Annotated in this window: 19 protein-coding genes and 1 pseudogene; 9 read left to right on the top strand and 11 right to left on the bottom strand. The window is 41.2% G+C overall.

Going from position 1 to position 25866, the window contains the following annotated elements; translation table 11 throughout:
* Positions 1-48 precede the first annotated feature (48 nt).
* The 3 genes from KFE96_RS01205 to KFE96_RS01195 all read left to right on the top strand — a co-directional run bounded on the left by KFE96_RS01205 (position 49) and on the right by KFE96_RS01195 (position 3819).
* Positions 49-1734 carry a histidine kinase gene (locus KFE96_RS01205; protein WP_255834195.1) on the top strand — a complete coding sequence of 562 codons (1686 nt, stop codon included), beginning with the start codon at positions 49-51 and terminating at the stop codon, positions 1732-1734.
* A 3-nt stretch (positions 1735-1737) separates the two neighbouring features.
* A complete protein-coding gene (locus KFE96_RS01200; RefSeq protein ID WP_255834193.1) occupies positions 1738-2445 on the top strand; it encodes a LytTR family DNA-binding domain-containing protein in 708 nt (235 codons plus the stop codon).
* 126 nt (positions 2446-2571) lie between these two features.
* Positions 2572-3819 (top strand): lipopolysaccharide biosynthesis protein, encoded by a 1248-nt coding sequence (locus tag KFE96_RS01195; RefSeq protein WP_255834192.1) that lies wholly within the window; start codon positions 2572-2574, stop codon positions 3817-3819.
* On the opposite strand, the gene KFE96_RS01190 is transcribed toward KFE96_RS01195, so the two are convergent.
* The 6 genes from KFE96_RS01190 to KFE96_RS01165 all read right to left on the bottom strand — a co-directional run bounded on the left by KFE96_RS01190 (position 3816) and on the right by KFE96_RS01165 (position 11773).
* Complete coding sequence (locus tag KFE96_RS01190; RefSeq protein WP_255834190.1) at positions 3816-4235, bottom strand: adenylyltransferase/cytidyltransferase family protein; 420 nt, start codon at positions 4233-4235, stop codon at positions 3816-3818. The genes KFE96_RS01195 and KFE96_RS01190 overlap by 4 nt on opposite strands.
* The gene (asnB, locus tag KFE96_RS01185; protein ID WP_255834189.1) at positions 4232-5815 is read right to left on the bottom strand and encodes an asparagine synthase (glutamine-hydrolyzing); all 1584 of its coding nucleotides are present in this window, start codon (positions 5813-5815) and stop codon (positions 4232-4234) included. The genes KFE96_RS01190 and asnB overlap by 4 nt, the downstream gene beginning before the upstream one ends.
* Position 5816: 1 nt before the next feature.
* Positions 5817-6968 (bottom strand): CDP-glycerol glycerophosphotransferase family protein, encoded by a 1152-nt coding sequence (locus tag KFE96_RS01180; RefSeq protein WP_255834188.1) that lies wholly within the window; start codon positions 6966-6968, stop codon positions 5817-5819.
* 1264 nt (positions 6969-8232) lie between these two features.
* A complete protein-coding gene (locus KFE96_RS01175; protein ID WP_255834187.1) occupies positions 8233-9132 on the bottom strand; it encodes a class I SAM-dependent methyltransferase in 900 nt (299 codons plus the stop codon).
* A 47-nt stretch (positions 9133-9179) separates the two neighbouring features.
* Positions 9180-10274, bottom strand: coding sequence for a glycosyltransferase (locus tag KFE96_RS01170; RefSeq protein WP_255834186.1), 1095 nt, complete (start codon positions 10272-10274; stop codon positions 9180-9182).
* A 32-nt stretch (positions 10275-10306) separates the two neighbouring features.
* Positions 10307-11773 carry an undecaprenyl-phosphate glucose phosphotransferase gene (locus tag KFE96_RS01165; protein WP_255834185.1) on the bottom strand — a complete coding sequence of 489 codons (1467 nt, stop codon included), beginning with the start codon at positions 11771-11773 and terminating at the stop codon, positions 10307-10309.
* Positions 11774-11847: 74 nt separating this feature from the next.
* On the opposite strand from KFE96_RS01165, the gene KFE96_RS01160 reads away from it, so the two are divergent.
* Entirely contained in the window at positions 11848-13152 is a 1305-nt protein-coding gene (locus KFE96_RS01160; RefSeq protein ID WP_255834184.1) for an O-antigen ligase, read from the top strand.
* A 146-nt stretch (positions 13153-13298) separates the two neighbouring features.
* The gene (locus KFE96_RS01155; RefSeq protein ID WP_255834183.1) at positions 13299-13997 is read left to right on the top strand and encodes a FadR/GntR family transcriptional regulator; all 699 of its coding nucleotides are present in this window, start codon (positions 13299-13301) and stop codon (positions 13995-13997) included.
* A 36-nt stretch (positions 13998-14033) separates the two neighbouring features.
* Here KFE96_RS01155 and KFE96_RS01150 read toward each other — a convergent pair whose 3' ends face one another.
* The 4 genes and pseudogenes from KFE96_RS01150 to KFE96_RS01135 form a co-directional block, all read right to left on the bottom strand.
* Positions 14034-14921: an SMP-30/gluconolactonase/LRE family protein gene (locus tag KFE96_RS01150; protein ID WP_255834182.1), complete on the bottom strand. Its 888-nt coding sequence runs from the start codon at positions 14919-14921 to the stop codon at positions 14034-14036.
* 11 nt (positions 14922-14932) lie between these two features.
* Complete coding sequence (locus KFE96_RS01145; protein WP_370650548.1) at positions 14933-15562, bottom strand: 2-dehydro-3-deoxy-6-phosphogalactonate aldolase; 630 nt, start codon at positions 15560-15562, stop codon at positions 14933-14935.
* The gene (locus tag KFE96_RS01140; RefSeq protein WP_255834180.1) at positions 15563-16492 is read right to left on the bottom strand and encodes a 2-dehydro-3-deoxygalactonokinase; all 930 of its coding nucleotides are present in this window, start codon (positions 16490-16492) and stop codon (positions 15563-15565) included. It lies immediately after the preceding gene.
* A pseudogene (locus tag KFE96_RS01135) lies at positions 16492-18220 on the bottom strand (IlvD/Edd family dehydratase). Before KFE96_RS01135 ends, KFE96_RS01140 begins: the two are co-directional and overlap by 1 nt.
* 124 nt (positions 18221-18344) lie before the next feature.
* Here KFE96_RS01135 and KFE96_RS01130 point away from each other — a divergent pair.
* From KFE96_RS01130 to KFE96_RS01120, 3 genes are all read left to right on the top strand, one after another.
* Positions 18345-19166 carry an SDR family NAD(P)-dependent oxidoreductase gene (locus KFE96_RS01130; RefSeq protein ID WP_255834178.1) on the top strand — a complete coding sequence of 274 codons (822 nt, stop codon included), beginning with the start codon at positions 18345-18347 and terminating at the stop codon, positions 19164-19166.
* Positions 19167-19420: 254 nt separating this feature from the next.
* Positions 19421-20449: an L-threonine 3-dehydrogenase gene (gene tdh, locus KFE96_RS01125; RefSeq protein ID WP_255834177.1), complete on the top strand. Its 1029-nt coding sequence runs from the start codon at positions 19421-19423 to the stop codon at positions 20447-20449.
* A 3-nt stretch (positions 20450-20452) separates the two neighbouring features.
* The gene (locus KFE96_RS01120; RefSeq protein ID WP_255834176.1) at positions 20453-21643 is read left to right on the top strand and encodes a glycine C-acetyltransferase; all 1191 of its coding nucleotides are present in this window, start codon (positions 20453-20455) and stop codon (positions 21641-21643) included.
* On the opposite strand, the gene KFE96_RS01115 is transcribed toward KFE96_RS01120, so the two are convergent.
* Positions 21640-22206 (bottom strand): helix-turn-helix domain-containing protein, encoded by a 567-nt coding sequence (locus KFE96_RS01115; RefSeq protein WP_255834175.1) that lies wholly within the window; start codon positions 22204-22206, stop codon positions 21640-21642. The genes KFE96_RS01120 and KFE96_RS01115 overlap by 4 nt on opposite strands.
* Before the next feature lie 331 nt (positions 22207-22537).
* On the opposite strand from KFE96_RS01115, the gene KFE96_RS01110 reads away from it, so the two are divergent.
* Positions 22538-25789 carry a glycosyl hydrolase gene (locus tag KFE96_RS01110; RefSeq protein WP_255834174.1) on the top strand — a complete coding sequence of 1084 codons (3252 nt, stop codon included), beginning with the start codon at positions 22538-22540 and terminating at the stop codon, positions 25787-25789.
* Positions 25790-25866: the final 77 nt, after the last annotated feature.

Below are 25866 nucleotides of genomic sequence, written 5' to 3'. Positions count from 1 at the left end.
ATTGCGCTTTTCTTTGGTGCGATGTTGATATCTTACGGCAGTGTTTCAATGCCTGGCGAGGAAGAGTTCCCTTCAGTTGTCCTTGGAGATTTTGAGGTTTCCCGAGAGGATAAAAGGGTGTTTTCGGCGGCTCCTTTTCAAAGTGGGAACTGGGTTACCCTTAGCGATTTTGACTATGATACTGATCAACCGGTTAATTGGCTGAGAGCAGAAATAGATGTGCCGGTAGGGATGTTTGAACAGCCGCGCCCGCTGGCGATAACAATGTATAGTACTGTTACCTCAGTGATTTATATCAATGGTAAGCAGGTTGGTTCAAACGGTGTTCCATCTCAAACCAGTGCAGGTGAACAGCCGGGTAGAGTGCACCGTATTTTCCCGCTTCGTGTTAATGCCCTTCACGAAGGCAAAAATATAATCTCTGTTCGCTTTTCTGCACATGGTTTTGGTGAGAAATGGAGTTTTCTGAAGCCAGAATTGGAAGTCGTTGCGATTATAATGCCGCTTGAAGAAAAGGGGCATGTTGCCTTCGAGGATTATCTACCGTTCTTAATGATGACAGGCAGTATTTTTACTGCGGCAGTGTTTTTCCTTATGGGAGCATTTATCCGGCGAAAGGTTGATGCCGAAATATGGCTTGCGCCTATGTTTGCTTTGGCATGGGTGGAGTTGCTGCTTGGTATTCTTGCTACCCTATATTCATACCCGTATTCCTATCATATATTATGGCTCTATCTATGGTACGTTTGCCGTATTTATGCTGGGGTTTTTCTGTTTCGATTTGTGGCAAACCGCCTTGATATTACAGTTTTAAGGCCCTGGGTTTACACATGGATCCTTCCTGTTCTGTTATTAGTGACCCCCGTTGTTTTAAAGGGTTTTTCCATAGAGTTTGGGCTGTTTCTAAGCACGGGGTTATATACTTTACTGGCTATTATAGCTGCTCTGTATGCTGCGCGAAAAAAGCATCCGTATGGGAAATTGGTGTTACTCGTTTTACTTCTGTTTTCCACAGGCTTTTTCTTCGAGCAAGATATCTATCTGAGCAATTATTATTATTACTATATGTCTGCGCTTTCGGTGGTGTTGTTTGTTTTGCAAGCCATTGCCTTTGAACATAAACGCCGTGAAGCTTTTGAAATTTCTCTGCTGTCTGAAAGATTGGAGCTTGAGCTTTTAAAGAGCCACCTGCAGCCACATTTTATAATGAATACGCTATCAGCACTTGCTGAATGGATACGTGAAAATCCCGATGTTGGGGTGAAAATGATCCATGCTCTTGCGAGTGAATTTAGAATTCTTCGGGAAATAGCGGGAGAGCAATCTATTCCTTTGTTTAGGGAGATAGAGCTTTGTAATGTTCACCTTGAGCTGATGAGTTACCGAAAAGATGTGAAATTCAGGCTTGAGACCAGTGTGCAGGATGGTGAAGCCCTAGTCCCACCTGCGATTTTTCATACACTTATTGAAAATGCCATGACCCATACGCGTTTTAAGAAGGATGTGGGACCTTTCAGGCTAGAGCAGCTTACTCTACCGAATGGGCAGCTTCAATATGAGCTGGTTGCACCCTCTGGTGAGCCGTTGAAAAGGAAGGTTACGACAGGTGGGATAGGGCTTAGTTATGTGCGAGCACGTATGAAGGATGTTTGGGGTGAGGGTTATCTTTTTGAAGATGGCATGAACCACACAGGCAACTGGGTAACCAAGATTAAATTGGAAACTAAGAGATAGTAGATGCGCATATTGATTGTGGAAGATGAGCATATGGTGGCCAAGGCGCTGTCTAGGATGACACGCGAAATTATTGGGCCAGACCTTCGCCTCTTAGAGACAGTAGAATGTGTTTCAGATGCGGAAGAATTTCTCACAGACCATGAAATAGATGTTTTGATGTTGGACTTAAACTTGGGTGGAGAGAGCGGGTTTGATTTGCTCGCGGGTATAGTGGCGCGCAACTTTCAAACAATTATTGTTTCCGCGAATACAGATCAGGCGTTAACAGCGTTTGAGTATGGTGTGGTGGATTTTGTTGCAAAACCCTTTACGGAAGAGCGTTTGAAACAAGCTTTTGGGAAGCTGGGTGGGGCTAGTCAAGGTAAGCACACGGGTGCAGGGAAAGCACAGTTCCTGGGAGTAAGGCATGCCGGAAAAACTCAGCTCATTCAGGTGGTAGATATTGTACGCCTTAAAGCAGATGACAAATACTGTGAGATTATACTGAAAAACGGTAGTAACCTTTTCCACGAGAAAAGCCTGGGGCAGCTGATGTTGCTGCTCCCAGATAATTTCCAGCGGATTCATAAATCACACGGTGTGAATTTACTAGAGACACAAGCCCTTAAGAGTTTTCCTGGCAGCAAGTATGAACTACAGTGTTTGGATGGTGTGCACATCCCAGTTGGCCGTAGTTACCTAGCTGCCTTGAGGGGGAGGCTTAATTAAAGGATATTTAGAGCAATTCATAAAAAAGATGTGTGTTTATACTTAAATTAATTTATAAGTCCGTCATACTAATATTGTTTTCTATTGCAGATTATTTATTCAATTTTTGATGGTTGAGGAGCTGATGTGGCTCTGAGTGAATTACTAAAAAAAGGTAGTGTTGCTTTAATGATTAAAGTAGCAACTGCAGGGCTGTCTTACATCATGTTTGTACTTCTAGCCCGTTGGATGACGCCCGTTGAATACGGTAAGTTTGCAATGGGCTTTAGCCTTGCCACGTTTTTGGCAATGGTTGGTACGGGTGGTCAGCATAATTTTGTACTGCGTTATATCCCGCAATATGATGGCCAGAATAAGCTGGCTTTAATGCATGGTGCAGTGGCCTATAGTAAACATCTGTTCGTTAAAATTAGCTTTGGCACGCTGTGTTTATCCTTGGTTGGCGTGTATCTATATTCGTTATTCAAACCTTCAGCTCAGGTCGATTATTTATACTATGCTGTTCTTCTATTGTTGCCGATGGCAGGGGCTGAATATGTTTCCCATATAATGCGGGCACGTGGGTCTGTCGTGGGTGCTTTGGTCCCAAGAGATATCCTCTGGCGTGTCCTCATTCCTACATTAGGTGGTGGATTTGGTATAGCGCTGACTGCACCAGTTGTGCTGTTATATGCCGCAGGAAGTTTATTACTCATTGTTGCCGTACAGTATATATTTAGTGAACGCGCTCTTTTAGAGAAAGATAGTTATATAACTCCTGAAATAGATAAGGAGGATTGGTGGGCTACATCCAAAGGGCTATGGACAAGTTCTGTTGTAGGGGTTGCGTCTCAGAATATTAGCGTGATTTTGGTAGGATATTTGTTAACCCCCCAAGATGCTGGTTTATTCTTTATTATATACAAAGTATCGGCAATTATGCTTTTGCCACAGATAGCTGTTAACTTATATCTTTCTACAAAAATATCAAAAATTTTCTTTAGAGAGAAAGAAAAACTACTCAAAATATGTATTTTATTGACATTGTATGGGTTTCTAAATGCTTTAGTTTTTATTGGAATATTCTCGCTATTTGGAGAACAAGTACTTTCTATGTTTGGTAAGAGCTATCATAATGGCCACTATTTCTTGGTGATGATAGCAGTAATACATTCTATAAACTGTGTGTGCGGCCCTATAAACTATATAACATTAATGACGGGCTACGAAAAAACAGAATATTCGTATAATATACTGTTTTTTCTATTATGGTTGATAACTGTATATTATACGAGAAATATATTTACTATTGAAGTTGCTATTTATACCTTGAGTATACCGTATTTTAGCAAAGTTGCTTTATGGATTTTTGCACTTAAGAGAATATTTTCTTAGTTGTCTCTCAGATCTTCTAAGGTTTGATTTATTAGAGTAGATGATGTCGTTTTTGTATATGGGAAGTAGATAGTTCTAACATTACGAGTTTTTAACTCCTCTTCTATTTTACGCCATTTACATGTTTTAAACCAGTCATCTCCCACAAACATAATATCAAAGTGGTACCGGTTCCATGCTTCTAGTTTGTCATGATTTTCTTGTATTGTTGCTACATCCACATACTTACAGCTAGAAACTATCTCTAAACGTTCGTTAAACGGAATTACAGTTTTTTTCTTTTTATACTCATACACCATCTCATCTGAGGTGACGCCGACTATTAATTTATCACAAAGTGCACTAGCATTTTTTAAAATTCGGACATGCCCCACATGGAACAAGTCAAATACACCTGTTGTATACCCTATAATCATGATTCTATCCCTGCAAAAATTTCTCGTTTTAACATTGGCCAGTCATCTCCAAGTAAGGTCGACATATTAAAGTCCAACCAGTTATCCATAGGGTTTTTATTTGAGTTGAATATCTTTTGGAGAGGTACGGCAAAACCGATTTTAGGCCTATTTATTATTTCGGGTGTTAAAAAGTGCGAAAATATTCTTTTTAAAGGAGCCTTCACATTGTTATGTTGTATTCTATATTCGAAATTTCTCCCTTTCATGTACTCGACTAGGCGATGATCAACAAATGGTACTCGCGCTTCAATAGAGCCTAACATTGAACTATTGTCCAACCTGCGTAGCAATCCGTGGAGATGGCTTACTTGAAAAAATGCGGATACCTTTTCTAAGGAATTAGATAACAATGAATATGGTTGTAGCACGTCGTACAATACTTCATCGTCTCTATGGCTTCCGTAGCTGTATAGTTCATCAAACATTTTAATATTCCAGGTATTAGCGTGTGCCCAACGGAATATTCTATCATAACCATAAAATAATTCGTCTGCTCCTTCGCCAGACAAAATCACTGTGTTTTTTGCTTTGGCTATAGCTGACATTTTATACAATAATACTTCGTTTGGAACGGAAAGAGGTTCTTGGCGAAGTCGAATCATTTTTGATGTCAACTCTAAGAACTCTTCTTCAGCTAAAGTTACTTCAGTGTGTTTGCTTTCGAGTTTATCTGCTATTATTTTAGCCCATTTAAACTCGTTGTTATCTTTAAAGCCCACAGTCCAAGTGTCTGGTTTGTTTGATAGAGATGCAATAATAGAGCTGTCAACGCCACCACTTAAAAAGCTGCCTAGTGGTACATCTGCTATACATCGGTAATTTACAGAAGACTCGATTAAGTGTTGAACTTCTTCGTCACAAGCGTCCGTAGTATGGCTTTCGCAATCTAAATAGTCCCAATATTTATATACCCGACCCTTCGAGAAAAAGGAGCCGGCAGGAAACATTTTAATATCATTATATAATGTTCTATTATTAAAAAAGGTTCTCAGTTTAAGGTATTGTCGTAAGCCGATTTGATCAATTGATTGCGTTTTAAGCAAATTACAAACGGATGAAATTTCTGAGGAAAATATTAATGTGTCATCATGTTGGTAATAATATAATGGTTTTATACCTAGGCGATCACGAGCTGCAAATATTTCTCTATTTTCTATGTCGTATATAACAAATGCAAACATGCCGTTTAATTCGTAAAGAACTTTAGGGCCTAATTTAATATACAATTCTAATAAAACTTCTGTGTCAGAAGATGTTTTTGTTTTAATACGATACCGCCTTTTTAACTCCATATAATTATATATTTCGCCATTGTATATTATACAGTATCTACCACATCTAGAAAAGAACGGTTGATTACTTCGTTTGTCTGTATCTAAGATACTTAACCTTGTATGCCCTAAAAATGTAGTATTGTCTGCATGAAGACTACCCATGTGATTAGGGCCTCTGTGACTCATAAGCTTTAATGTTTCAAGGAGCTGATTATTATCTAGATTTTGATTTTCTTTGGCTTGAACAAATAATAGACCACACACGTTATAATTTTCCTTTTATAGCAAAGTCGGCAATTCGTTTCATATTCCGAGCATCCGTAAAAGTATGCCCTAGCTTTTTGAACTTAGAGCTCAAAACCAGATTGTTTTCTAGGAGCTTTTTATTAGTTAAAGAACTCAAGGCTTTCATCAAGGTTTTCCAATTTGTATAGTTGTTGCCTTCCACAAAATCTTTGTAGTCTAAGTAAAAGCCTACTTTTTCAGAGTACAAATCGATGTCAGGTGTATAAAGAAAAATAGGTCTATCTAGTAACGAGTAATCAAAAATTATTGAAGAATAGTCCGATATTAGTATGTCGTATTGATCTAGTTCGGTGTTTACATCGTTATCATTGTCACAAATTTGAATCAAAGGGAACCTAGCTTGTGATTCGATTGAAATATTTTCTAAAAAGTGAGCACGGATATACAATATTAAGTTATTTTTTTGACAAACTTTGTTGATATATTCACAGTCATCAACAGACATAAGGGGGGAGGGACTATCATAAGGGCGCCAAGTTGGCGCATACAGTACCTTTTTTATGTCGGTAGGTGTAGTTGATGTTTCAGCTATATTCGCAGCTTTTTGATGTAAAATTATATCTGTACGCGGAGAGCCTGTTTCTAGGATTGCTTTTTGTCTGAAGAAAGCTGACTTTATTATATTCCGTTCGTACTCAGAATTTACGTAATGAAAAGCTGGGGTTAACCAATCACTCAATGCAATAAACCATTTATTCAAACCATGCTGCATATCATCGTCTAGTCTAATTTTCCTCATAGGTATACCATGCCATAAATTGTGTATTTCTGCGTGGCCTACCAACCATATAAGGATGTCTGTTTTACCGTTTACAATGAATACTTTGGAAGCTCTGAGATGTAGCCATATGGAACGTAAAGAATATATCTCCATGGAGTTTCGATTAACCCAAAAGCAATCTAGATCTGGAAAGTTTTTAGATAGATAATCCATCAAATAATAGCTATTATCAATAGACCCCTTATTGTTTCCAAAAAGATATAGGTTTTTCCTTTTGGGTATGAAAAGTCTTATGGGAGAGAATAATCCCCAAATAAAGATTATAAAAATAAATCGGATAAATTTTATTATAGGATTTTTGGTAGATAATTTAAGTATAGTTTTGTTCATGTACATTGATCTGTTCGATAGGTAATTTAATCGCTATTTACGCTATATAGATAATAGAAGATTTCTTTTTTATAAGCATCAGTATTTATCCTTTAAGTTAAAATAGAAGCTGTTTCGGTAGTTTTATCAGTTTGTTAAGTATTAGTATTTGATTAAATGATGTACAATTAGAGGCAGCTAAATATCAATGTTTATTATATGGTTTTATATCTTCATGTATATAAATGATCTCTAGATTTAGCCTTCTTATCCATTTGTATCAAAGCCTCGTTTTTGTTCCTTTAAGAAGTGATTGTGTCGAGTATTAATTAGCAATGGTTTTATTAGGAATATATAGAATATACCCAGCGGTGACACATGCCGAAAATATGATCCCAAATCAGGTTCAAATAAACCTAAAGTAAGTATGTGAGAGGTGGCTAATATAAGCATAAGTTTCTTGTTCTGATCTTCATATATGGAGGATAAGTTTTTAAATATTAAAATGAAAATGGAAGAGTTATATAGAAACATAATTGTTTCTCTTAGCTCAAAGTTAAAAACCACAGGAAAATTCAATCTTGCAAAGGCATATGTATAGTTAATAAGAAATTCTAAATGATTTGGTGTTTGGTATGGGTTTAGGAAAGCTGTTCGAGCTCCGGCATCTAGATAGTACATTCTATATAGATTTCCCGCGTCTCTATGGTATGCAATGGAATGTAAATACTCAATTGGAATAAAAAAATAGATTAAAGTTAGAGGTATAGTAACAGTTATCCCTATTTTTTTATTGTTATCCCAACATATAAATAAAATTGCCAAACTGGTTATGATGAAAAAATAACTTCTAAAGAGATATGCATAACAACAATATAGTAGAAAAATAATAGAATATTTCCAAGATTTCTTACTATATATTAAGTATATCGTTGTTAGGTAGAGTATAAAAACAAAAGTATCTTTATTAATAGATGATAGTACGAAGAACTGGCTCGGGAAAATAAAAACGAGATGCTGCCAGTTTATCTTGTTGTCCGGAATTTTTTTAAAAAGAAAAAACAATAATAATATTGATGTAAGAAATGATATTATTTGATAACTGTCTTGAGGTAGATATGAGTAAAGGAATGCTATATTTTTGAATGATCCTGTTATTTCGTCTATATTTTCAGATGCTAAATAAAATGCTTTTTTAGTGTCGCTTGAAAATCTATCTGGAAGCAATGGAAAAACAACAAATGTTACTAAAGCCTGAATAAGAATACTGGCTAGGAATATAATATTAGTTTTGTTCATTGTAGCTTTTATCGAAGTAATTAATAATATCATATTGATCTATATTAGTGTTAGACTTCTCCCCAAGGAAATACACTTCTGCAGCGCCTAATTTTTTATATTTATGTGGAATTATCAAATCAAACCAGTTTAGCCAGAAAAACAATAAACTACTAAGTTTTGCGATAGCTTCACTTCTCGTAACACCCAACATGAAATATTTTATTGCCCAATTAAGCGCAAAACCTGGGCCGCTAATACAGCCGCTTTTGATTTCGTCGAAATGTTTAAATAGCCATCTGTGCCCGCTTAAGGAATAGCGGCTAAAGTCATAAGCCCCTTCATGTATTTGTTGTACAAAGGATGTCTCAGCGTAAACTATACCGTTATTATTTAATACTCTATGGATTTCGTTTACTAATTTATGTGGGGTGAGAACGTGTTCGATCACCGACTGGGTAATTACAACATCAAAATATTTGTCGGGAAAAGGTAAATTGGATCCATCACAAATTATGTCAACATAATTTGAGGGGTAAACATCAACCGACACTATGTTGGCTTTCTCTAGCGAGAGGATTTGATCTATTCCATGACCTTTTGTGCCGCCACCTATAATTAGTACATTTATACTTTCTTGATTATTTTGGTTAATGAAATTTTTAATATACGAAAAGTTGATTTTGCTTCCGCTAAAAGGGCGAATTACTTTGTAATATAGTGCTCGTAACATACCTTTGAAGTGAAAAGATCTGGATGGGAGATTGTATTCTGTTTTTTTAGAGCTGGAATATAAATCTTCTGTGAAAACGCTATCAGAAAAATCAATCATAATGGGTATTGTATCTGAAGTATCAATCATGCTTTTATATGATTTACCACATTGGATACAGGTAAGATCAGTCATTTCTACCTTACCTCTACAATAAATGCATTCTAACATAATTTTTTTCATTATTTGGTATTCCGGATTGCTTCAATGTAGCAGCTTTGAATTTCAGCAGCCATTCTATCTGCTTGATATGATTTTAGGTAAGTCTTTCTTGCTTTCCTGCCTAATATTGCGAGATCTGACTTTTCCATTTGGTTGATCATCTTTGCGGCTTTGTTGGTCTCGCTGAAAGGTATAAAATACCCGTTTGTTTTATTCTGGATTATTTCTGATAAGGCGCCTACCGGGTTAGCAATTACTGGTTTAGATAATTTCATTGCTTCAATTGCAACGAGGCCAAAGCCCTCCCATCTTGATGGCATTATTACAGCGTCACACGATGTAATAAATTGATCAACTTTATCTCTAGATTGCCAGCCGTGAAAAAAAATATTTTGTTTTTTTAGCGACTTCTGATTGTTTTGATTAAGAACTGCTTCACCTAAAATGTGTAGGTTGGCAGTAATGTTATTATTTGTGAAGATGTTTAATAGAAAGTCTAAGCCTTTTTGCAAATCATGTCTTCCAATAAAAACAAAATTCATTTCTGTTTGGTTTATAAAGTTTAATGGTTGGACTTCTGTTTGTATGTCTTGAGTACCATTCATAATTAATGCGAGTTTGGATTTCGGTAGTCCTTCTGTAGCTGCCCGGTTGTATTCATGCTTGGAAATATTGATGATCACATCGGTATATATCGACAATATTCGCTCTGTTTTTATATAGAGCCATTTTTTTATCCTGCTGACGGGCATATCAAAAGACCAACCATGCGCACAATAAATTGTTACTGATTGGTTCTTGGGTAAAGTTATGATAGCGATTCTGCCTATTGCTCCTGCAAACGCTGAGTGTAAATGTATTACATCGGGATTATATTTTTTAATCAGTTTTCTACAAAAGACAAAAAAATAAAACATAGTAAAAATATTTCTTAAAATAAAGTTATGATATTCATATTGAGTTTTTTGGTTTTTTGTTAAATACTCTTTTTCTGTGTTGGGTATGGATACTATTATATTTTCGATTAAATCAGATTTTTCTTGATAATATAGCAACTCTTCTAGGTAACTAGCTAGTCCTCCTTGAATTCTTTGAGCAATGTGAAGTATTTTCATATAGAGTTTTTTTCTTTTCTATTGATGAGTATTTAATAAGCTTTTGAACTAGAAAAAATTAAGGCATATACAGTTTTAAATAAAATAAAGATATCAAGAGTAAAAGACCAATTTCTCATATATTCTAAGTCATGTTTAACACGCTCAATTATTTTTTCTTCCGTGTCTGTCTCGCCTCGCCATCCATTTACTTGCGCAAGGCCCGTAATACCTGGCTTAACACGGTGTCGAATAGCATAGTTATCTACAACATCTTCAAATAGTTTCCCGGCAGCTTTTGTTTGAGCTGCGTGTGGTCGAGGGCCAACTAGTGACATGTTTCCGATTAGTACATTAAAAAGTTGAGGAAGTTCATCAATACTAGTTTTTCTGATAAACTTTCCGACCTTAGTGACCCGTAGGTCATCTTTTGTAGTTTGTTGGGTTGCGTGTAGGTCTGTCATATCAGTATACATCGACCGGAATTTATAAACATTTATAAGTTCATTATTAAAACCATATCTAGGTTGTTTAAAAAATACAGGTCCTTTAGATTCGAGCTTAATCGCTAGCGCTGTTATAAGAAGAACTGGCCAAATAATGAGTAAAGCAATAATAGATAAAGTTAAATCTTCAATGCGTTTTACGATTGCAGGCCAGCGATCAATAGGTTTATTGCTAAGTTCTGCGGCAGAAAACGCTCCGAAATTTCGATATCTTTTTGAAGCAAAGCCATCTTCCATTTTCAAGTCTGGCACAAGATAACAGTTAACGGACCGTTTGTTAATTTCTTTCAGGAGCGTTTTAATTTTTGGGCTGTTCGTATGCTCTTCTGCGATAAATACATGGTCTACTTTATATTTTTTTATGTGCTGGCTAATCTCATCACACGGACCAAGCCATGGTAATGTACCCTGATATTGTTTTTGTTCCTCTCGCTGAGCCGAATACCCAACAAGTTCAAAGTTCAATTCATGTTCTTTAATGAATGCTTCAAATGCAGCTGCTATTGGAACTTTTCCGATGATAATTGCGGTTTCTAGACCAATGCCAGATGCAAGGCGTTTTTTTATGTGTTTGGCAATAAAAAATCTCGATATAGTTACATAGCTTAGAAAAAGCATAAGCCATGTCGTAGCCCAGATCCTTGAAAAGCTGGATGTTTCTTTCAACAAGAAGGTGATAAATAATAGAATGCTGAAGGTTAAAATAATAGCTTTTGATGTAGTCACTATGCCGTCAAAAGGTTTTTTTAAACGATCTTCTTGATAGCACTTTTCGTTAAAAGCCATAAAAGTAAATATGCCTAAACTCAATAGACAGGCTATTAAATAAAGGCTTGAAATAGATGTACCCCAAATTCCAATTCTAAAGAACCAAGGGATAAAGAATGTGATGAATAGCGCTATAATATCAATAATAAATAATTTTACTGATAATTGGAATATGCCGGTTTTATTCTTAATTGAGTTCTTGGTATTCGAAGTATAGGCTGAGTTATCTACAATATCAGTACTCATGATTGACCTCTAAATCAATTAACACTAATGAAATAAAGTTGAAATACTAATATCATAATGATGAGATTGAGTCTGTGCAAAAGTTAATTATTGCTCTGTTGTTTTTAGCACCAGCTTTGTTGGCAAGTGCTAGGCCTGTTTGGCAATGGATGTGGGTCACCTATGTGGCTATAATAGTTTGTATAGCCTCTGGATTAAATTTTTTTGGAAAAATACAGCCTAATTTAATGTTTTTTCAGCGTGTACCAACTATTGTTTGGTTGGGTGTAGCGGTATTTCTTACTATTTGTTTCTATCAGATACTTGCCTTTACTGAACCCGTAATTGCTAAGAAAGCCGCATTTTTCTCTGTTCAGGGGGTAAGCTATTTACTGTTTTTCTCGATTGTCTTGTATGTCGTGAAACAGCGTGATGATGCGAAGAAATTACTGGGGAAAATTTTAAATATTATTTTTATATATGCAGCGATTGGTTTTGCTTTGTATGTGTCAGGGAATGAGTATGTTCTCTGGTATAAGAAAGTAGTCTACACAAAAGATTTGACTTCTACCTTTGTTAACAAAAATAGTTTTGCTGCCTATACCGGTATGGGTTTAATCCTCTCTATTATGGAGTTAACGGAAGTATTGTCTAGGTTTAATAAAGGCGATTCCATCGATCGTTATTATGCCCGAGATACTATCAACCTCTTTTTAACAAGTGGCTGGAAACCTATCATTAAGATAGTTTTTCTGGCCGTTGTTTTGATGTTGACGAGCTCTCGAGCAGGGGTGGTTACTTCGTTTTTAATGGCCGGATTGTTTATCCTAGTCACAGTAATTGAAGCAAAAAGAAATACTTGGAAGTCTAAGTTGTTAATAGTGTCCATAGTGATTGCAAGTGTTGTCGGTATTTTCACTTTAAGCGGCGAACGCCTAAGTAATCGATTGAATTCTGGTATAATGACTGATGGTCGGGCTATCGCATTTCCCATGGTTTTAGAGGGTATTAAAGACAGTCCACTGGTTGGGCATGGTGCCGGTTCATTTGAATATATATTCCAGCAATACCGAACAAATAGCCTAAATATATATTTCGATCGAGCCCATAATGATTATCTTGAATTAGCTTTTACCGTGGGGATACCAGCTACTATCGCATTGCTAATGGCTTTCTTTGCTATCGCTTGGCGTATTAAAAAAGCTATGCGGTATACAGAAAGATATAGAGCGCAGCTGCTCGCGATATTATGCATTATGGGGCAATTAGCTCTGCATTCTCTTGTGGATTTCTCGTTGCAGATGCCTGCTATCGCCTACACATTTATAGCTATTATGGCGATTGGGCTTGTTATTGCTGGTGTTTCTTTAGAGAACGGTCGGAAACGTGTTTCGCAGTAAAACTGCTTGGTTTGGACATTCAGATGAGGAAAAATAAAGATATGCACCGTCAGGAATTTGGTGGGGCCTGATAAAATATAATCAAGGCTTGATTGAAGTTATTTCCCCTGAAATAAGTCGTGCGAATGTTATGAACGAGGATTTTAATGAGTTTGCGACCTGGAGGTATAAGTTTCACACGACAGCTCGTGAATGAGCTAGGCGTTGCTATTGTCGCTGGGGAGTATTCCCGTGGTGAAGCTTTTCCAACTGAAGCAGATTTATGTGTAAAATATGAAGCAAGTCGTACTGCGGTTCGTGAAGCAATAAAAATGCTTACAGCGAAGGGGTTGCTGGCAGCTCGACCACGCCATGGCACTTGGATACTTGGCGAAGAGCAGTGGAACCTGCTTGATCCTGACGTTTTAACCTGGCTTTTGGAAAGGCAGTTTTCAGTTACTTTGATCAAACAGTTCACGGAAACCCGTCGCGCTTTTGAGCCGGAAGCTGCCCGATTGGCTGCTTTGAAAATGGATGAAGAAAAGATAGCACAAATTGCAGTAGCGCTTGAGCGTATGGAGGCGTCAGAAAAGGGGCTGGATGATCCACTAGCATCAGATATCGCTTTTCATGTAGCTGTGCTTAACGCAAGTGATAATCCATTTTTTAAGCAGCTTGAAGAAATGGTGAAATGCGCACTGACTTACAGTATTCGGCTTACGAATAGATTTAAAGGTGTGGATCGTGCGTCTAGTGTTGATCACAGGGCTGTATATGAGGCGATTGCTGCAGGCCAATCGCAAATTGCAGTGGAAGCGATGCAGAAGCTGATTGATGAAGCGCTAGAGTTGATTGAAAAAACGTAGCAGTTTGTTCTCAGCATAGGTAGCTGGTATTGGTGTTTAGGAAATGTAATTTTTTATTGCAAAAATACTCTCTGGAAGACCAGTAAAACTAGTCTTTAAAATAAACATACTGCCTTCATAAGATGTCTTGCCTAATGCCTCATGGGATAATCCTGTCGTGGCAGATGTAACGCATAGATAGTTGAGTTCTGGCCCGGCAAATGTGCAGCAGGTGGGCTGTGTTGCTGGTACATTGTACCTTGTGAGTAATTTACCTTCAGGAGTATAGGCTGTTATTCGTCCAGCACCCCATTCGGCGGACCATAGGTTTCCTTCTTTGTCGACAGTTGCACCATCAGGATAAGCATGTGGATCGGTTTTTGCGAAAGGATGCCACATAAGGGGCGATGTGCCATCAAGTGCTGCGATTTCAATTAATTGATTTGGAGTGTCAGCAAAATATATTTCATGACCGGACGGAGAAAAGCTCAAGCTGTTACTGATGGCAATCGTATCCCGGTGAATACTAAGTTTGCCAGTAGGGCTAAGTTTATAGAGTTTTGCTGTAGGAGCGCTATCATCTTCCACGATACCACCAACCCAGAAATTACCATGACGGTCAACGCGGCCATCGTTAAGCCGGGTATTTTTGGCTTCAGTGCCGTAAATTTTATGCAGCCACTCAATCTTTTGGGTGCTGATTGTGAAGTAAGCAAGACCGGTTTCAAAAGCTGCTATCAGCCTGTCAGGATTGGGTGTTAAACCAAAGGAGCATAGTTTTTCAGGCAAGGCTTGCTCAATAATTTCAATGCCTTCCCATTTCATCTGAAATAGTCTTTTGCCGAGTATGTCTGTCCAGAGAAGGGTGCTTGTCCGGTGATCCCATATAATACCTTCACCCAGCTGGTTTTGGACAGGGACACTATGAAGAATATCGCCGGTCATTTTTCTCTCTTTTACTGTGCAGTTTTATATGCAGTGATCATGTGTTTTGCATTTTCTGCAACATCTGCTGCGGTTAAGCCCGGTTTATAGAGGTTTGAAGCAAAGCCCACACCGTCAGCGCCAGCAGAAAGCCATTCAGCTAAGTTATCTGGCGATACGCCACCCACGGCATAGATTTTTGTATTGATTGGCAGTACTGCTTTCAAGGCGCCAATATGGCCTTTCCCGTATGTGCCTGCAGGAAACAGTTTCAGATGTGTTGCCCCTGCCTTCACCGCTGTCAGTGCTTCTGTAGCGGTTGCCATACCTGGCATAGGCAGCAAGCCAAGGCTAACTGCCTTTTCAATTACATTAGGGTCTGTGTTGGGGGTTACGATCAGTTTCCCGCCAGCGCCGTCTACTGCTTCCACAGCATCTGGTGTCAGAACGGTTCCTGCACCAATAAGGCATTTGCTGCCAAAAGCATTCACCAGTCTTTTAATACTTTCCAGAGGGTCCGGTGAATTAAGAGGCACTTCAATGGCTTTGAAGCCTGCATTTATAAGCTCTGAACCAATGGCAACTACCTCATCTGGTTTTATACCTCTGAGAATAGCAACAAGCGGCATTTCCTTCAGATATGTTTCGGCGCTGTTCACTATTTACTCCTGAAATGATGTATGGATAGCATTCAGGCCGGCAAGTGCTGCTTCGGAGCCTGCAATTGTTTTCACATGAATATTATGCTTTTCCATAGCTGTTTTATAGAAGTTTGTGAGGGTATCCGTACCAATAAGAACGCAGGACTTTACGGCGTTACTATTTCCAAAAATTTGGATGGCGCCAGAAACATCTCGACCTGTGATAAGACCTGAAAGATAAGCAGCGGCATCTTCTTTAGGGAGCTCCCCTACTAACTGTTTGCTGCGCACTTCAAAAATCAAATGCAGAAGTGTTGTCTTATTTTGCTCTGATGCTCGAGCGAGACCAGCTTCAAAGGCGGAACAAACTTTTGAAGGTAAGCCCACTTTCATATCAAGAAGCACACTGTGTTTTCTGAGAAGACCGAACAGTTCCCCGGATATGGTCGTGAGAAACGTTTTAATATTCCCATTTTTCAGATGGACCCACTTTGTGTGCGTTCCCGGAAGGCAGAGCAAGTGTTCACCACTCATAAGCTCAGGTAACATTTGCAATACACCAAATATCTGGGTCTCCTCGCCTCGCATTACATCAGGAGAACCGAGGGGATTCTTAGTTTTTAAGCCAGGCACAATAGTGATTTGGTGCCCTTCTGCTGTGAAGCTTATGAGCTGATTTTTGAGGTGGTTTATGTTGAGAGGGCAGTTGAAGTAAGGCATCTTGCGCCAACCGATATTAGCCCCTACCATGCCCGATAACGTAACCCGCATTGCACCATATTTTTCTTGCCAGTCAGAGGTGAGGTTGAGGAATGTCTCTTGGGCTTTTTCTCGTATACTGCCGATACCGGGCCCACTCTTTTCATCCAACAAAGTGCCATTTTCACCACACAGATAAAGGCGCAGATTACTGGTACCCCAATCTCCCAAGATGTAGGCTTTGCCTGTCATTAGTGGGATTCCCTGTCCACAACAGAACCACTGGCCCCGACAAGAAAATCAAGGTCGCAGCCATCTTCAGCCTGGAAGAACGTGATCAATATACAGTTTGTAATAGCCTCGCGTATATTTACTTTGGGGTTGTGTTTGTTCCCAAGTTGATCGGCGCTCTCTAAGCGTTTCCTCATCTACTAATAATTCAAGCTTGCGGTTTGGGCCGTCAAAGTGGATCTCGTCCCCTGTTTGAACGAATGCAAGTGGACCCCCTGCCGTTGATTCAGGGGAAACATGCAGAACAACAGTGCCAAAAGCCGTACCGCTCATCCGCGCATCAGAAATACGGATCATATCTTTCACGCCCCTTTCAAGAAGCTTTTTCGGTATTGGCATATTACCAACCTCAGGCATACCAGGGTAACCCTTGGGGCCACATCCCTTGAGCACGAGAATACTGTTTTCATCCACATCAAGATCAGGGTCATCAATACGAACTTTAAGGTCTTCTATATCTTCAAAAACCATAGCTTTACCTGTGTGAGAAAGAAGATCTTGTGAAGCAGCACTCGGCTTTATAATAGCACCTTTCGGGCATAGATTGCCTTTCAGTACCCAGGTGCCTGATATGTTACTAAAGGGTTTTTCCGCTGGGGCGATAACATCTTCATTATAGCTTTTTGCCTCACCAATGGTGCCCTCAAGAGGTGTGCCTGTAACCGTTGCCGCATCCAAATGCAGCTTTTCTGAAATCTGATTTGCCACAGCAGGCACCCCGCCGGCATAGTGGAAATCTTCCATTAGATATTCGCCAGATGGCTGCAGGTTTAGAATAAGAGGAATATCCCGGGACAGTGTATCAAAATCATTGAGGTCTAGTTCAATACCAAGACGCCCTGCGAGCGCGATGAGGTGCAGAACTGCATTGGTGGAGCCGCCGATGGCTGCATGCAACCGAATGGCATTTTCAAACGATTTTCTGCTGGCTATTTTTGAAATTCGCCGATCTTCTTTCACCATATCCACGATTGTGCGGCCTGTGTTGTGGGCGACTACTTTACGGCGGGCATCAACGGCAGGAAGCGTACCGTTATAGGGCAGACTGAGGCCCATAATTTCCATAAGACATGCGAAGGTTGATGCGCTGCCCATAGTCATGCAGGTACCTGGTGAGCGAGACATGCCAGATTCCGCAGACATGAAATCCGCCAGTGTCATTTCCCCAGCGCGTACCGCTTCAGAAAACTTCCAAACATCGGTGCCAGAACCAATATCCTTCCCGCGAAATTTGCCGTTAAGCATGGGACCGCTTGATACTACAATCGTTGGTAAATCAACACTAGCGGCCCCCATAATCTGGCCCGGCGTAGTTTTATCGCAGCCACCAAGAAGAACGACACCGTCAATGGGATTGGCGCGGATGCTTTCTTCCACCTCCATCGCAAGCAAATTGCGAAATAGCATAGCTGTGGGGCGCATCTGGGTCTCGCCGAGTGACATGGCAGGAAATTCCAGTGGTACACCGCCTGCTTCCCACACACCGCGTTTTACCACTTCGGCAATATCACGTAGATGGGCATTGCAGGGGGTGATCTCTGACCATGTATTGCAGATACCAATAATGGGACGCCCGTCAAAAGCTTCATCAGGCAAGCCCTGATTTTTCATCCAACTGCGGTGGATGAAACCGTCTTTATCAAGTTTGCCGTATGACTTAGCACTGCGGAATCTGTTTTTCTTTGGCATGTCTGATAGTATTCTTCCGGTAGGAATAACTGTTGAAGATATTTATATTATAAATAATATTTAGTAAAGCTTTGGTGAAACCCAAAGGACCAATCGCTGGAAATGATGAAAGTTGGACAACGTTATGGGTAGGGATGTAACCGCTGATTATTGTGATCAGGTTTTTGAAGGCTTTTCAAACGATCTAATGCCTGAGTATCCGGACTTGAAAGGTAAAACGGTTTTCATCACTGGTGGTGGTTCTGGAATAGGTGCGTATTTTGCTGCGGCCTTTGCTTTACAGGGCGCTAAGGTTGCCTTTGTTTCCTTATCGGAAGGACCAGCTAATCATATCTGTGATGCGATTGAGGAAAAGAGCGGCTATCGGCCTTTATTTATCCAGTGCGATATCCGCGATATAGAAGCGCTGAAAGAAGCGATTGTTGAGGCCGAAAAGGCCCTAGGGCCAGTTGATGTACTTATCAATAATGCTGCTAGAGATTTGCGACATAAGATTACAGATTTCACACCAGCCCAGTGGGGTGAGTCTCTTGACACCAATTTAAAGCCGCATTTCTTTACTGCGCAGGCGGTGGCCGAAGGTATGATCACCCGGAAGGTAGGGGTTATTATTAATGTTGGTTCAAACTCCGCTAACCTTGGCCTGTCAGGATACCCTGCCTATGTCGCTGCAAAGGCGGGAATTGTTGGTTTAACAAAGGCATTAGCAACAGAACTTGGGCCACATAATATCAGAGTAAATGCGCTTGTGCCGGGATGGGTACTTACGGAGCGTCAGCAGCGTTTGTGGGTAACCGATAAAGCACTTCAGGAATGCCTTGATCAACAATCTATAAAGCGCCCTATGCATGGCTGGGATATTGCCTTGCCAGCCTTGTTTTTGGCTTCTAGTGGTGCTGCTATGTTGACGGGTCAGGAAATTATCGTTGATGGTGGCAGGGTTTAAAACTTGGTATTTGTTGCAGATGGTGCGGTTTTAGGTCTTGGTCTAACTCATTAAATCTCTAGATCTTAAAGTGTTCAGGGGGTGATTGTTTCTCATGCGCTGAAGTTGGGCCATTTTCTTTTTAAGATCACATTTCCATTATTTAGGAATTATAAATCTTGTATATGGGAAAATCGCCTGATACGTAGAGGAAATTCTAATTTATGAGAATTTAAACCATCATATTGTATCACACGAACACAAAGGAGCGTGTCATGAAAGCGCTGGTAAAACGTGAAGCAGATGTAGGGTTATGGCTTGAAGATGTGCCTGAGCCAGAACTTGGAATCAATGACGTGTTGATAAAGGTGATGCGTACAGCGATTTGCGGTACAGATATGCACATTTACAATTGGGACGAATGGGCGCAGAAAACAATTCCTGTACCGATGGTGGTTGGCCATGAGTTTGTTGGCGAAATTATTGAAGTTGGTTCTAACGTAAATGATTTCCATCCCGGCCAAATTGTGTCTGGTGAAGGCCATGTGGTTTGTGGACGTTGCCGGAACTGTATGGCAGGTCGTCGTCATCTTTGTGCGCAAACAAGCGGCATTGGCGTGAACCGTCCTGGTGCGTTTGCAGAATATGTTGCTTTGCCAATGTCAAATGTCTGGGAACACCGTCCGGGTATTGATCTTGATGTAGCTTCTCTGTTTGATCCTTTGGGCAATGCCGTTCACACTGCTCTTCAGTGGGATTTGCTAGGTGAAGATGTTTTGATCACAGGTGCTGGTCCTATTGGCGCAATGGCTGCTGCTGTTTGCCGACATGCTGGGGCACGTCATGTTGTGATCACTGATGTTGTGCCAGAGCGCCTTGAACTTGCAGCTAAACTTGGTGCCACAAGAACAGTTGATGTACGCAGTGAAACAATCGAAGAGGTTCAGAAAAGCCTCGGCATGAGTGAAGGTTTTGATATCGGCTTGGAAATGTCAGGTAATGACCGCGCATTCAATGATCTCATTAACAACATGTGCCATGGCGGTAAGGTTTCTATTCTAGGAATTCCTGCCGAAGGCGCGAACATCAACTGGGATAAAGTTATTTTCAACATGCTCACTTTGAAGGGTATATACGGCCGGGAAATGTATGAAACCTGGTATAAAATGTCAGTTATGATTGAAAATGGGCTTGATATTTCATCAGTAATCACACACCGGTTACCATATACAGAATTCCAACAAGGCTTTGATCTTCTTAATGCTGGGAAAGCCAGCAAAGTTGTATTGAATTGGGAGGCATAGAGAATGTACGGGAAATTCCAGGAGCATCTGGCAGGGCAGATTGATACAATCCGCTCTGAAGGACTTTTTAAAAACGAACGCCAAATAACGACACCGCAAGGTTCATCTGTTGGTATCAGTGATGGTTCCAAGGTTATTAATCTGTGTGCAAACAATTATCTTGGTTTGGCGCAGCATGCAGAAGTGAATAAGGCTGCAATGAAAGGCCTTGAAGAATGGGGCTACGGTATGGCTTCTGTTCGTTTTATCTGCGGTACACAGTCCCTTCATAAGCAGCTTGAAGATCAGCTAAGCGAATTCCTTGGCGCTGAAGATACAATTCTTTATCCAAGTTGTTTTGATGCAAATGGTGGCCTCTTTGAAACTATTCTAGGCCCGGAAGATGCCGTTATTTCTGATGAGCTTAATCACGCGAGTATCATTGATGGTGTGCGCCTGTCGAAGGCTAAGCGTTACCGTTACAAAAATAATGATATGGCAGCGCTTGAGGAGCAGTTGAAGGCTGCGGATGCAGATGGTGCGCGGTTTAAGCTCATCACCACTGACGGCGTGTTCTCAATGGACGGTTATATCGCCCGCCTTGATGAAGTGTGTGATTTGGCTGAAAAATATAATGCTCTGGTGCATTTTGATGATTGTCACGCTACGGGCTTTGTTGGTGCTGGCGGTAAAGGGACGCATGAATACCGGGGCTGTATGGACCGTGTTGATATTATAACCGGTACGCTTGGTAAAGCACTTGGTGGTGCAAGCGGCGGCTATACAAGCGGTAAGAAAGAAATTGTAGAGCTTCTAAGACAGCGTTCACGGCCATACCTGTTTTCAAACACAGTTGCTCCGCCAGTTGTGGCGGGTGCGATTAAGGCCATTGAGCTTGTAACAACATCAAATGATCTTCGCGATCGTTTGAACGATAATGCACAGTATTTCCGTGAAGGTATGGCACGCCACGGGTTTGACCTATTGCCGGGTGAGCACCCAATTATTCCTGTGATGCTTTATGATGCAGCGCTTGCCTCTAAGTTTGCTGATGAAATGCTCAAGCGCGGTGTTTACGTAGTAGCGTTTTCATACCCGGTGGTTCCAAACGGAAAAGCCCGTATTAGAACTCAAATGTCAGCGGCGATTACCAGAGATGAACTGGATCACGCGATTGATGCATTTGCACAAGTTAAAAAGCTTTTGATCGACTAGCTAACCACAACAAGAATGCCTCGGGCGGTTTCCTGCCCGGGGTTTAAAATAGTATGGCTGACATCACTGGCATACCGTGCGGTACCACCTGTAGGCACATCGGTTTTTGCAGTGCCGCTGATGACCTGAAAACGGCCATTGAATGCTGTGAGATGTTCCATTGAACCATTAGTGTGTGGTTCAGATTCCAGTTTCCCTCCTGCTTCAATAGAAATTTCATACCATTCTACCCGGCCAACCTGATCCGTTGGGCTAAGAATTTTCAAATCACATAGCCTGTCTTCGCTTTTAATCTCGGGCGTGAAGTTTGGCATCATCACTTCAATGGTTTGATGATGTACTTCCGCCACGCTTTCTGTAAGGTCTGAGATTTCAAGGCCGAGAGCTTGTGTAAGGCTCCAGAGTGTAGCAAAGGTTGGATTAGCCTGACCGCGTTCGATTTGAGAAAGCATTGAACGTGAAACACCTGAATGGGAAGCAAGCTGTTCCAGTGTAAAGCCCTTCTGTTTGCGGATGTCTTGAATGCGCGGGCCGATTTGAGGCGGTGTGTTTTTATCGTTCATAGCAAAATATTCTGGATTTTCCCCACTGCAGTGGAGCTTGTTATCAATTTTAAAAGCTCTGTTTTCGAATGTAATGGGAATGCAGTTTTACGGATTTGAAAACATGTTGATAGTAGCAGTTGGAAAAATATTTACAACTTTCCCATTTTGCCTTTGAGGTGACAGAAATATTCTGGATACTTCTTAAGTGGCTAGGGGACAGATTTTTTTGTTGAAGGAAAGGTAAATTACTATCTCTTGGTTTTTGCTGGTAACAATCTCGTAGTTGGCTTTACTCCCGTAGGGTTCTGACATAGCGTAGCCTCCATAGTTGATAAACTAGGGGGCTCACATGCTTAAAACTTCATATGCTGCGCTTGTTGCGGGTGCACTGTCGCTCACGGCGTCTGGATTGGTATCTGCACCAGCGGCAGCAGAAAATAATCCGTTTAAAAATTTGTCACCACGATTGATTGGCCCTGCCTATCCGTCTGGCCGTATTTCTGATTTCGCTTTTGATCCAAAAAGAAGCAACCATTTCTATGTAGCTACATCTTCTGGCGGTGTTTGGGAGACCGCAGATAATGGCATTTCCTGGAAACCAATTTTTGATAAATATGCGTCATACGCTACAAGCGATATTGAAATAGACCCAAATAACCCGAGTGTTTTGTGGCTGGGCACCGGTGAAAACAATGCTCAACGTTCTGTAGCGAACGGTGATGGCGTTTATAAATCAGTAGATGGTGGTAAAAGCTGGAAAAATGTTGGCCTGAAGGATAGTGGCCACATTGGCCGTATCTGGATTAATCCTGCCAATAGCGATCATGTACTTGTTTCTTCGCAAGGACCACTTTGGTCTTCTGGTGGTGATCGTGGTTTGTACCAAACCATGGATGGCGGTGCTACGTGGACTAGAATTTTGGATATTGATGAAAACACCGGTGTGAATGAATTTGTGGTCGATCCGAACAACCCAAATATCATTGTTGCCAGCAGTTATCAGCGCCGCCGGCATGTGTGGACACTTATCAATGGTGGCCCGGGTAGTGGTATCCACCGCACCACAGATGGCGGTAAAACCTGGAAAAAGGTTTCGAGCGGTATACCCGGTGGAGAGCTGGGCCGTATTGGTATTGCAGGCTCCAAAAGCGAACCAAACCTTATTTACGCAATCATTGAAGCAGAAGATAAGGGCAAGGGCGTTTATGCTTCAACCGATTTCGGTGTAACATGGAAGAAGCGGTCATCACGCCAAACCAGCAGCCCTCAATATTATAATGAGCTTTTTGTTGATCCGTCTGATGCGGACACGGTGTATTCCGTGGATACTTTTACAAGTGTGTCAAAGGATGGCGGCCGTACATGGAAACGCCTGAGTGCAAAAGCACGCCACGTAGATGATCACGCAGTTTGGATTGATCCAAACAATAGCGATCATGTTTATATCGGTGGTGATGGCGGTATTTACGAAAGCTTTGATGCCGGTAACAAGTGGCGACATATTCAAAACCTGCCGATTGTACAGTTTTATCGCATAACGCCAGACAATGATGTGCCTTTCTACAATGTATGTGGCGGCACACAGGATAATAATTCGCTCTGTGGGCCATCCAGAACTAATGTGGTGCACGGTATTGTAAATAGCGATTGGAACATCATTCTGGGGGGGGACGGCTATAAAGCGGTCTCTGTTCCAACCAACCCAGATATCGTTTATACCCAGTACCAGTATGGTGGTCTCGCACGCTATGACAAACGCACAGCTGAGCGTGTGTATATCGCGCCGCAACCGGAAAGTGGCGAGAATAAATTCAAGTGGAACTGGAATACACCAATTGTTCTGAGCCCGCATAAATCAACACGGCTTTATTATGCAGCCGAAAAAGTTTTTGTATCTGAAGATCGTGGTGACAATTGGCGTGTTATCAGCCCCGATTTAACCAGGCAGTTAGACAGAAACAGCCTTGAGGTTATGGGCAGAGTATGGAGTGTGGATTCTGTTGCCAAAAACGATTCCACATCGAAATACGGCAGTATCATCGGCTTAAGTGAAAGCTCGCTGAAGGAAGGCCTTATTTATGTAGGTACTGACGATGGCTTGATTCAGATTACAGAAGACGGTGGCCAAAACTGGCGCAAAGTTGAAAGCTTCAAAGGCGTGCCTGATATGTCGCTTGTTGAAGATATCATTGCCTCTGTCCATAGTGAAAATACGGCGTATGCGGTGATTGATAACCATAAACGCGGTGACTTTAAGCCTTATATCCTGAAGACAACGGATAAGGGTAAAAAATGGAAATTGATCAGCGGAAACCTTCCAGAACGTGGCACTGTTCATACGATCGCGGAAGACCATGAAAACCCTGATCTGCTATTCGCTGGTACCGAATATGGTTTGTTCTTCACACAGGATGGCGGTGATAATTGGCATCAGGTGAAAGCGGGTTTCCCAACCATCGCGGTTAGAGATCTTGAAATCCAGCGCAGAGAAAATGATCTGGTAATCGCCACATTCGGTCGTGGTATTTACGTACTTGATGATTATTCACCGCTCCGCAACAAGATCGCAGATGTTGAAAGCGCAGACGCTACATTATTCCCTGTTAAGGATGCATGGCAGTATGTTGAAGGGGATAAGTGGGGTACATCAGCAACAGGTTTCCTAGGTGATCAGTTCTGGCGTGCAGAAAATCCGCCATATGGTGCTGTCATCAGATATCACCTGAAGGATAGCCTTAAAACTGATAAAGCCCGCCGTAAAGCCACAGAAGCGAAGCTTTTGAAAGAAGGTAAAGATACGCCGTATCCTGATTTTGAAACCCTTCGTGCGGAAGATAACGAAGAAAAGCCAGCGGTTATTCTTACCATTAAAGATGATGCGGGTAATGTTGTGCGCCGACTTGCTGGTAAAACAGGAAAAGGCCTGCAGCAGGTTGCTTGGAATTTGCGCTACGATGCACCAGATGCGGTCGCGCTTAATTCATCTCGTGAATTTAGCGGACCGATGGTGTTGCCGGGTACTTATAGCGTGGAAATGCATACTCGCGTTAAAGGCCAGCTCTCCAAGATTGGAGAAACGCGTTCCTTTAACGTGAAGCCGCTAGGCTTAAGCGATGAAGTAACAACGGATCGCCCGGCGCTACTTGCCTTCCAGCAGAAAACAGCAAAACTGCGTAGCGCTGTTATTGCCGCGAATATGACAAGCCGCGAAATGGCTAACCGTATTAAGTTTTTGGATGCCGCTTTCCTAAGAACACCAAATGCGCCTGATGCGTATAAGCAGCGTCTCGCGTCACTGAAAGATAGGCTTACAAAGCTGAATTATGCGCTGCTGGGTGATCGTACTATTTCCAGCCGGAATGAATCGGTGCCGATGTCAATCAATGAACGAGTTAACTCAATTGTCTTTGGTTCCTGGAGAAGTCAAGCTCCAGCAACTGGTTTGCACCAAAAGGCGTATGATATTGCGGCTGATGAATTCAAAGTTGCACTGGCTGAGCTAAAAGCTTTGTCCGCTGATATGACTGCAATCGAGAAAGACATGAGTGCTGCAGGGGCTCCTGCCACTCCAGGCCGTCTACCTGAATGGCAGCCAGAATAAACCCTTAAACAATGGAACGGTACCTGAAAATAAGGTGCCGTTCCTATTCTATCTACCTCGCCTGCTCCCATCACGAT

The sequence above is a fragment of the Kordiimonas sp. SCSIO 12603 genome (assembly GCF_024398035.1).
Lineage (GTDB): Bacteria > Pseudomonadota > Alphaproteobacteria > Sphingomonadales > Kordiimonadaceae > Kordiimonas.
The sequence above is the reverse complement of the archived record's forward strand: the minus strand, read 5'-3'. Positions and strand labels throughout refer to the sequence as shown.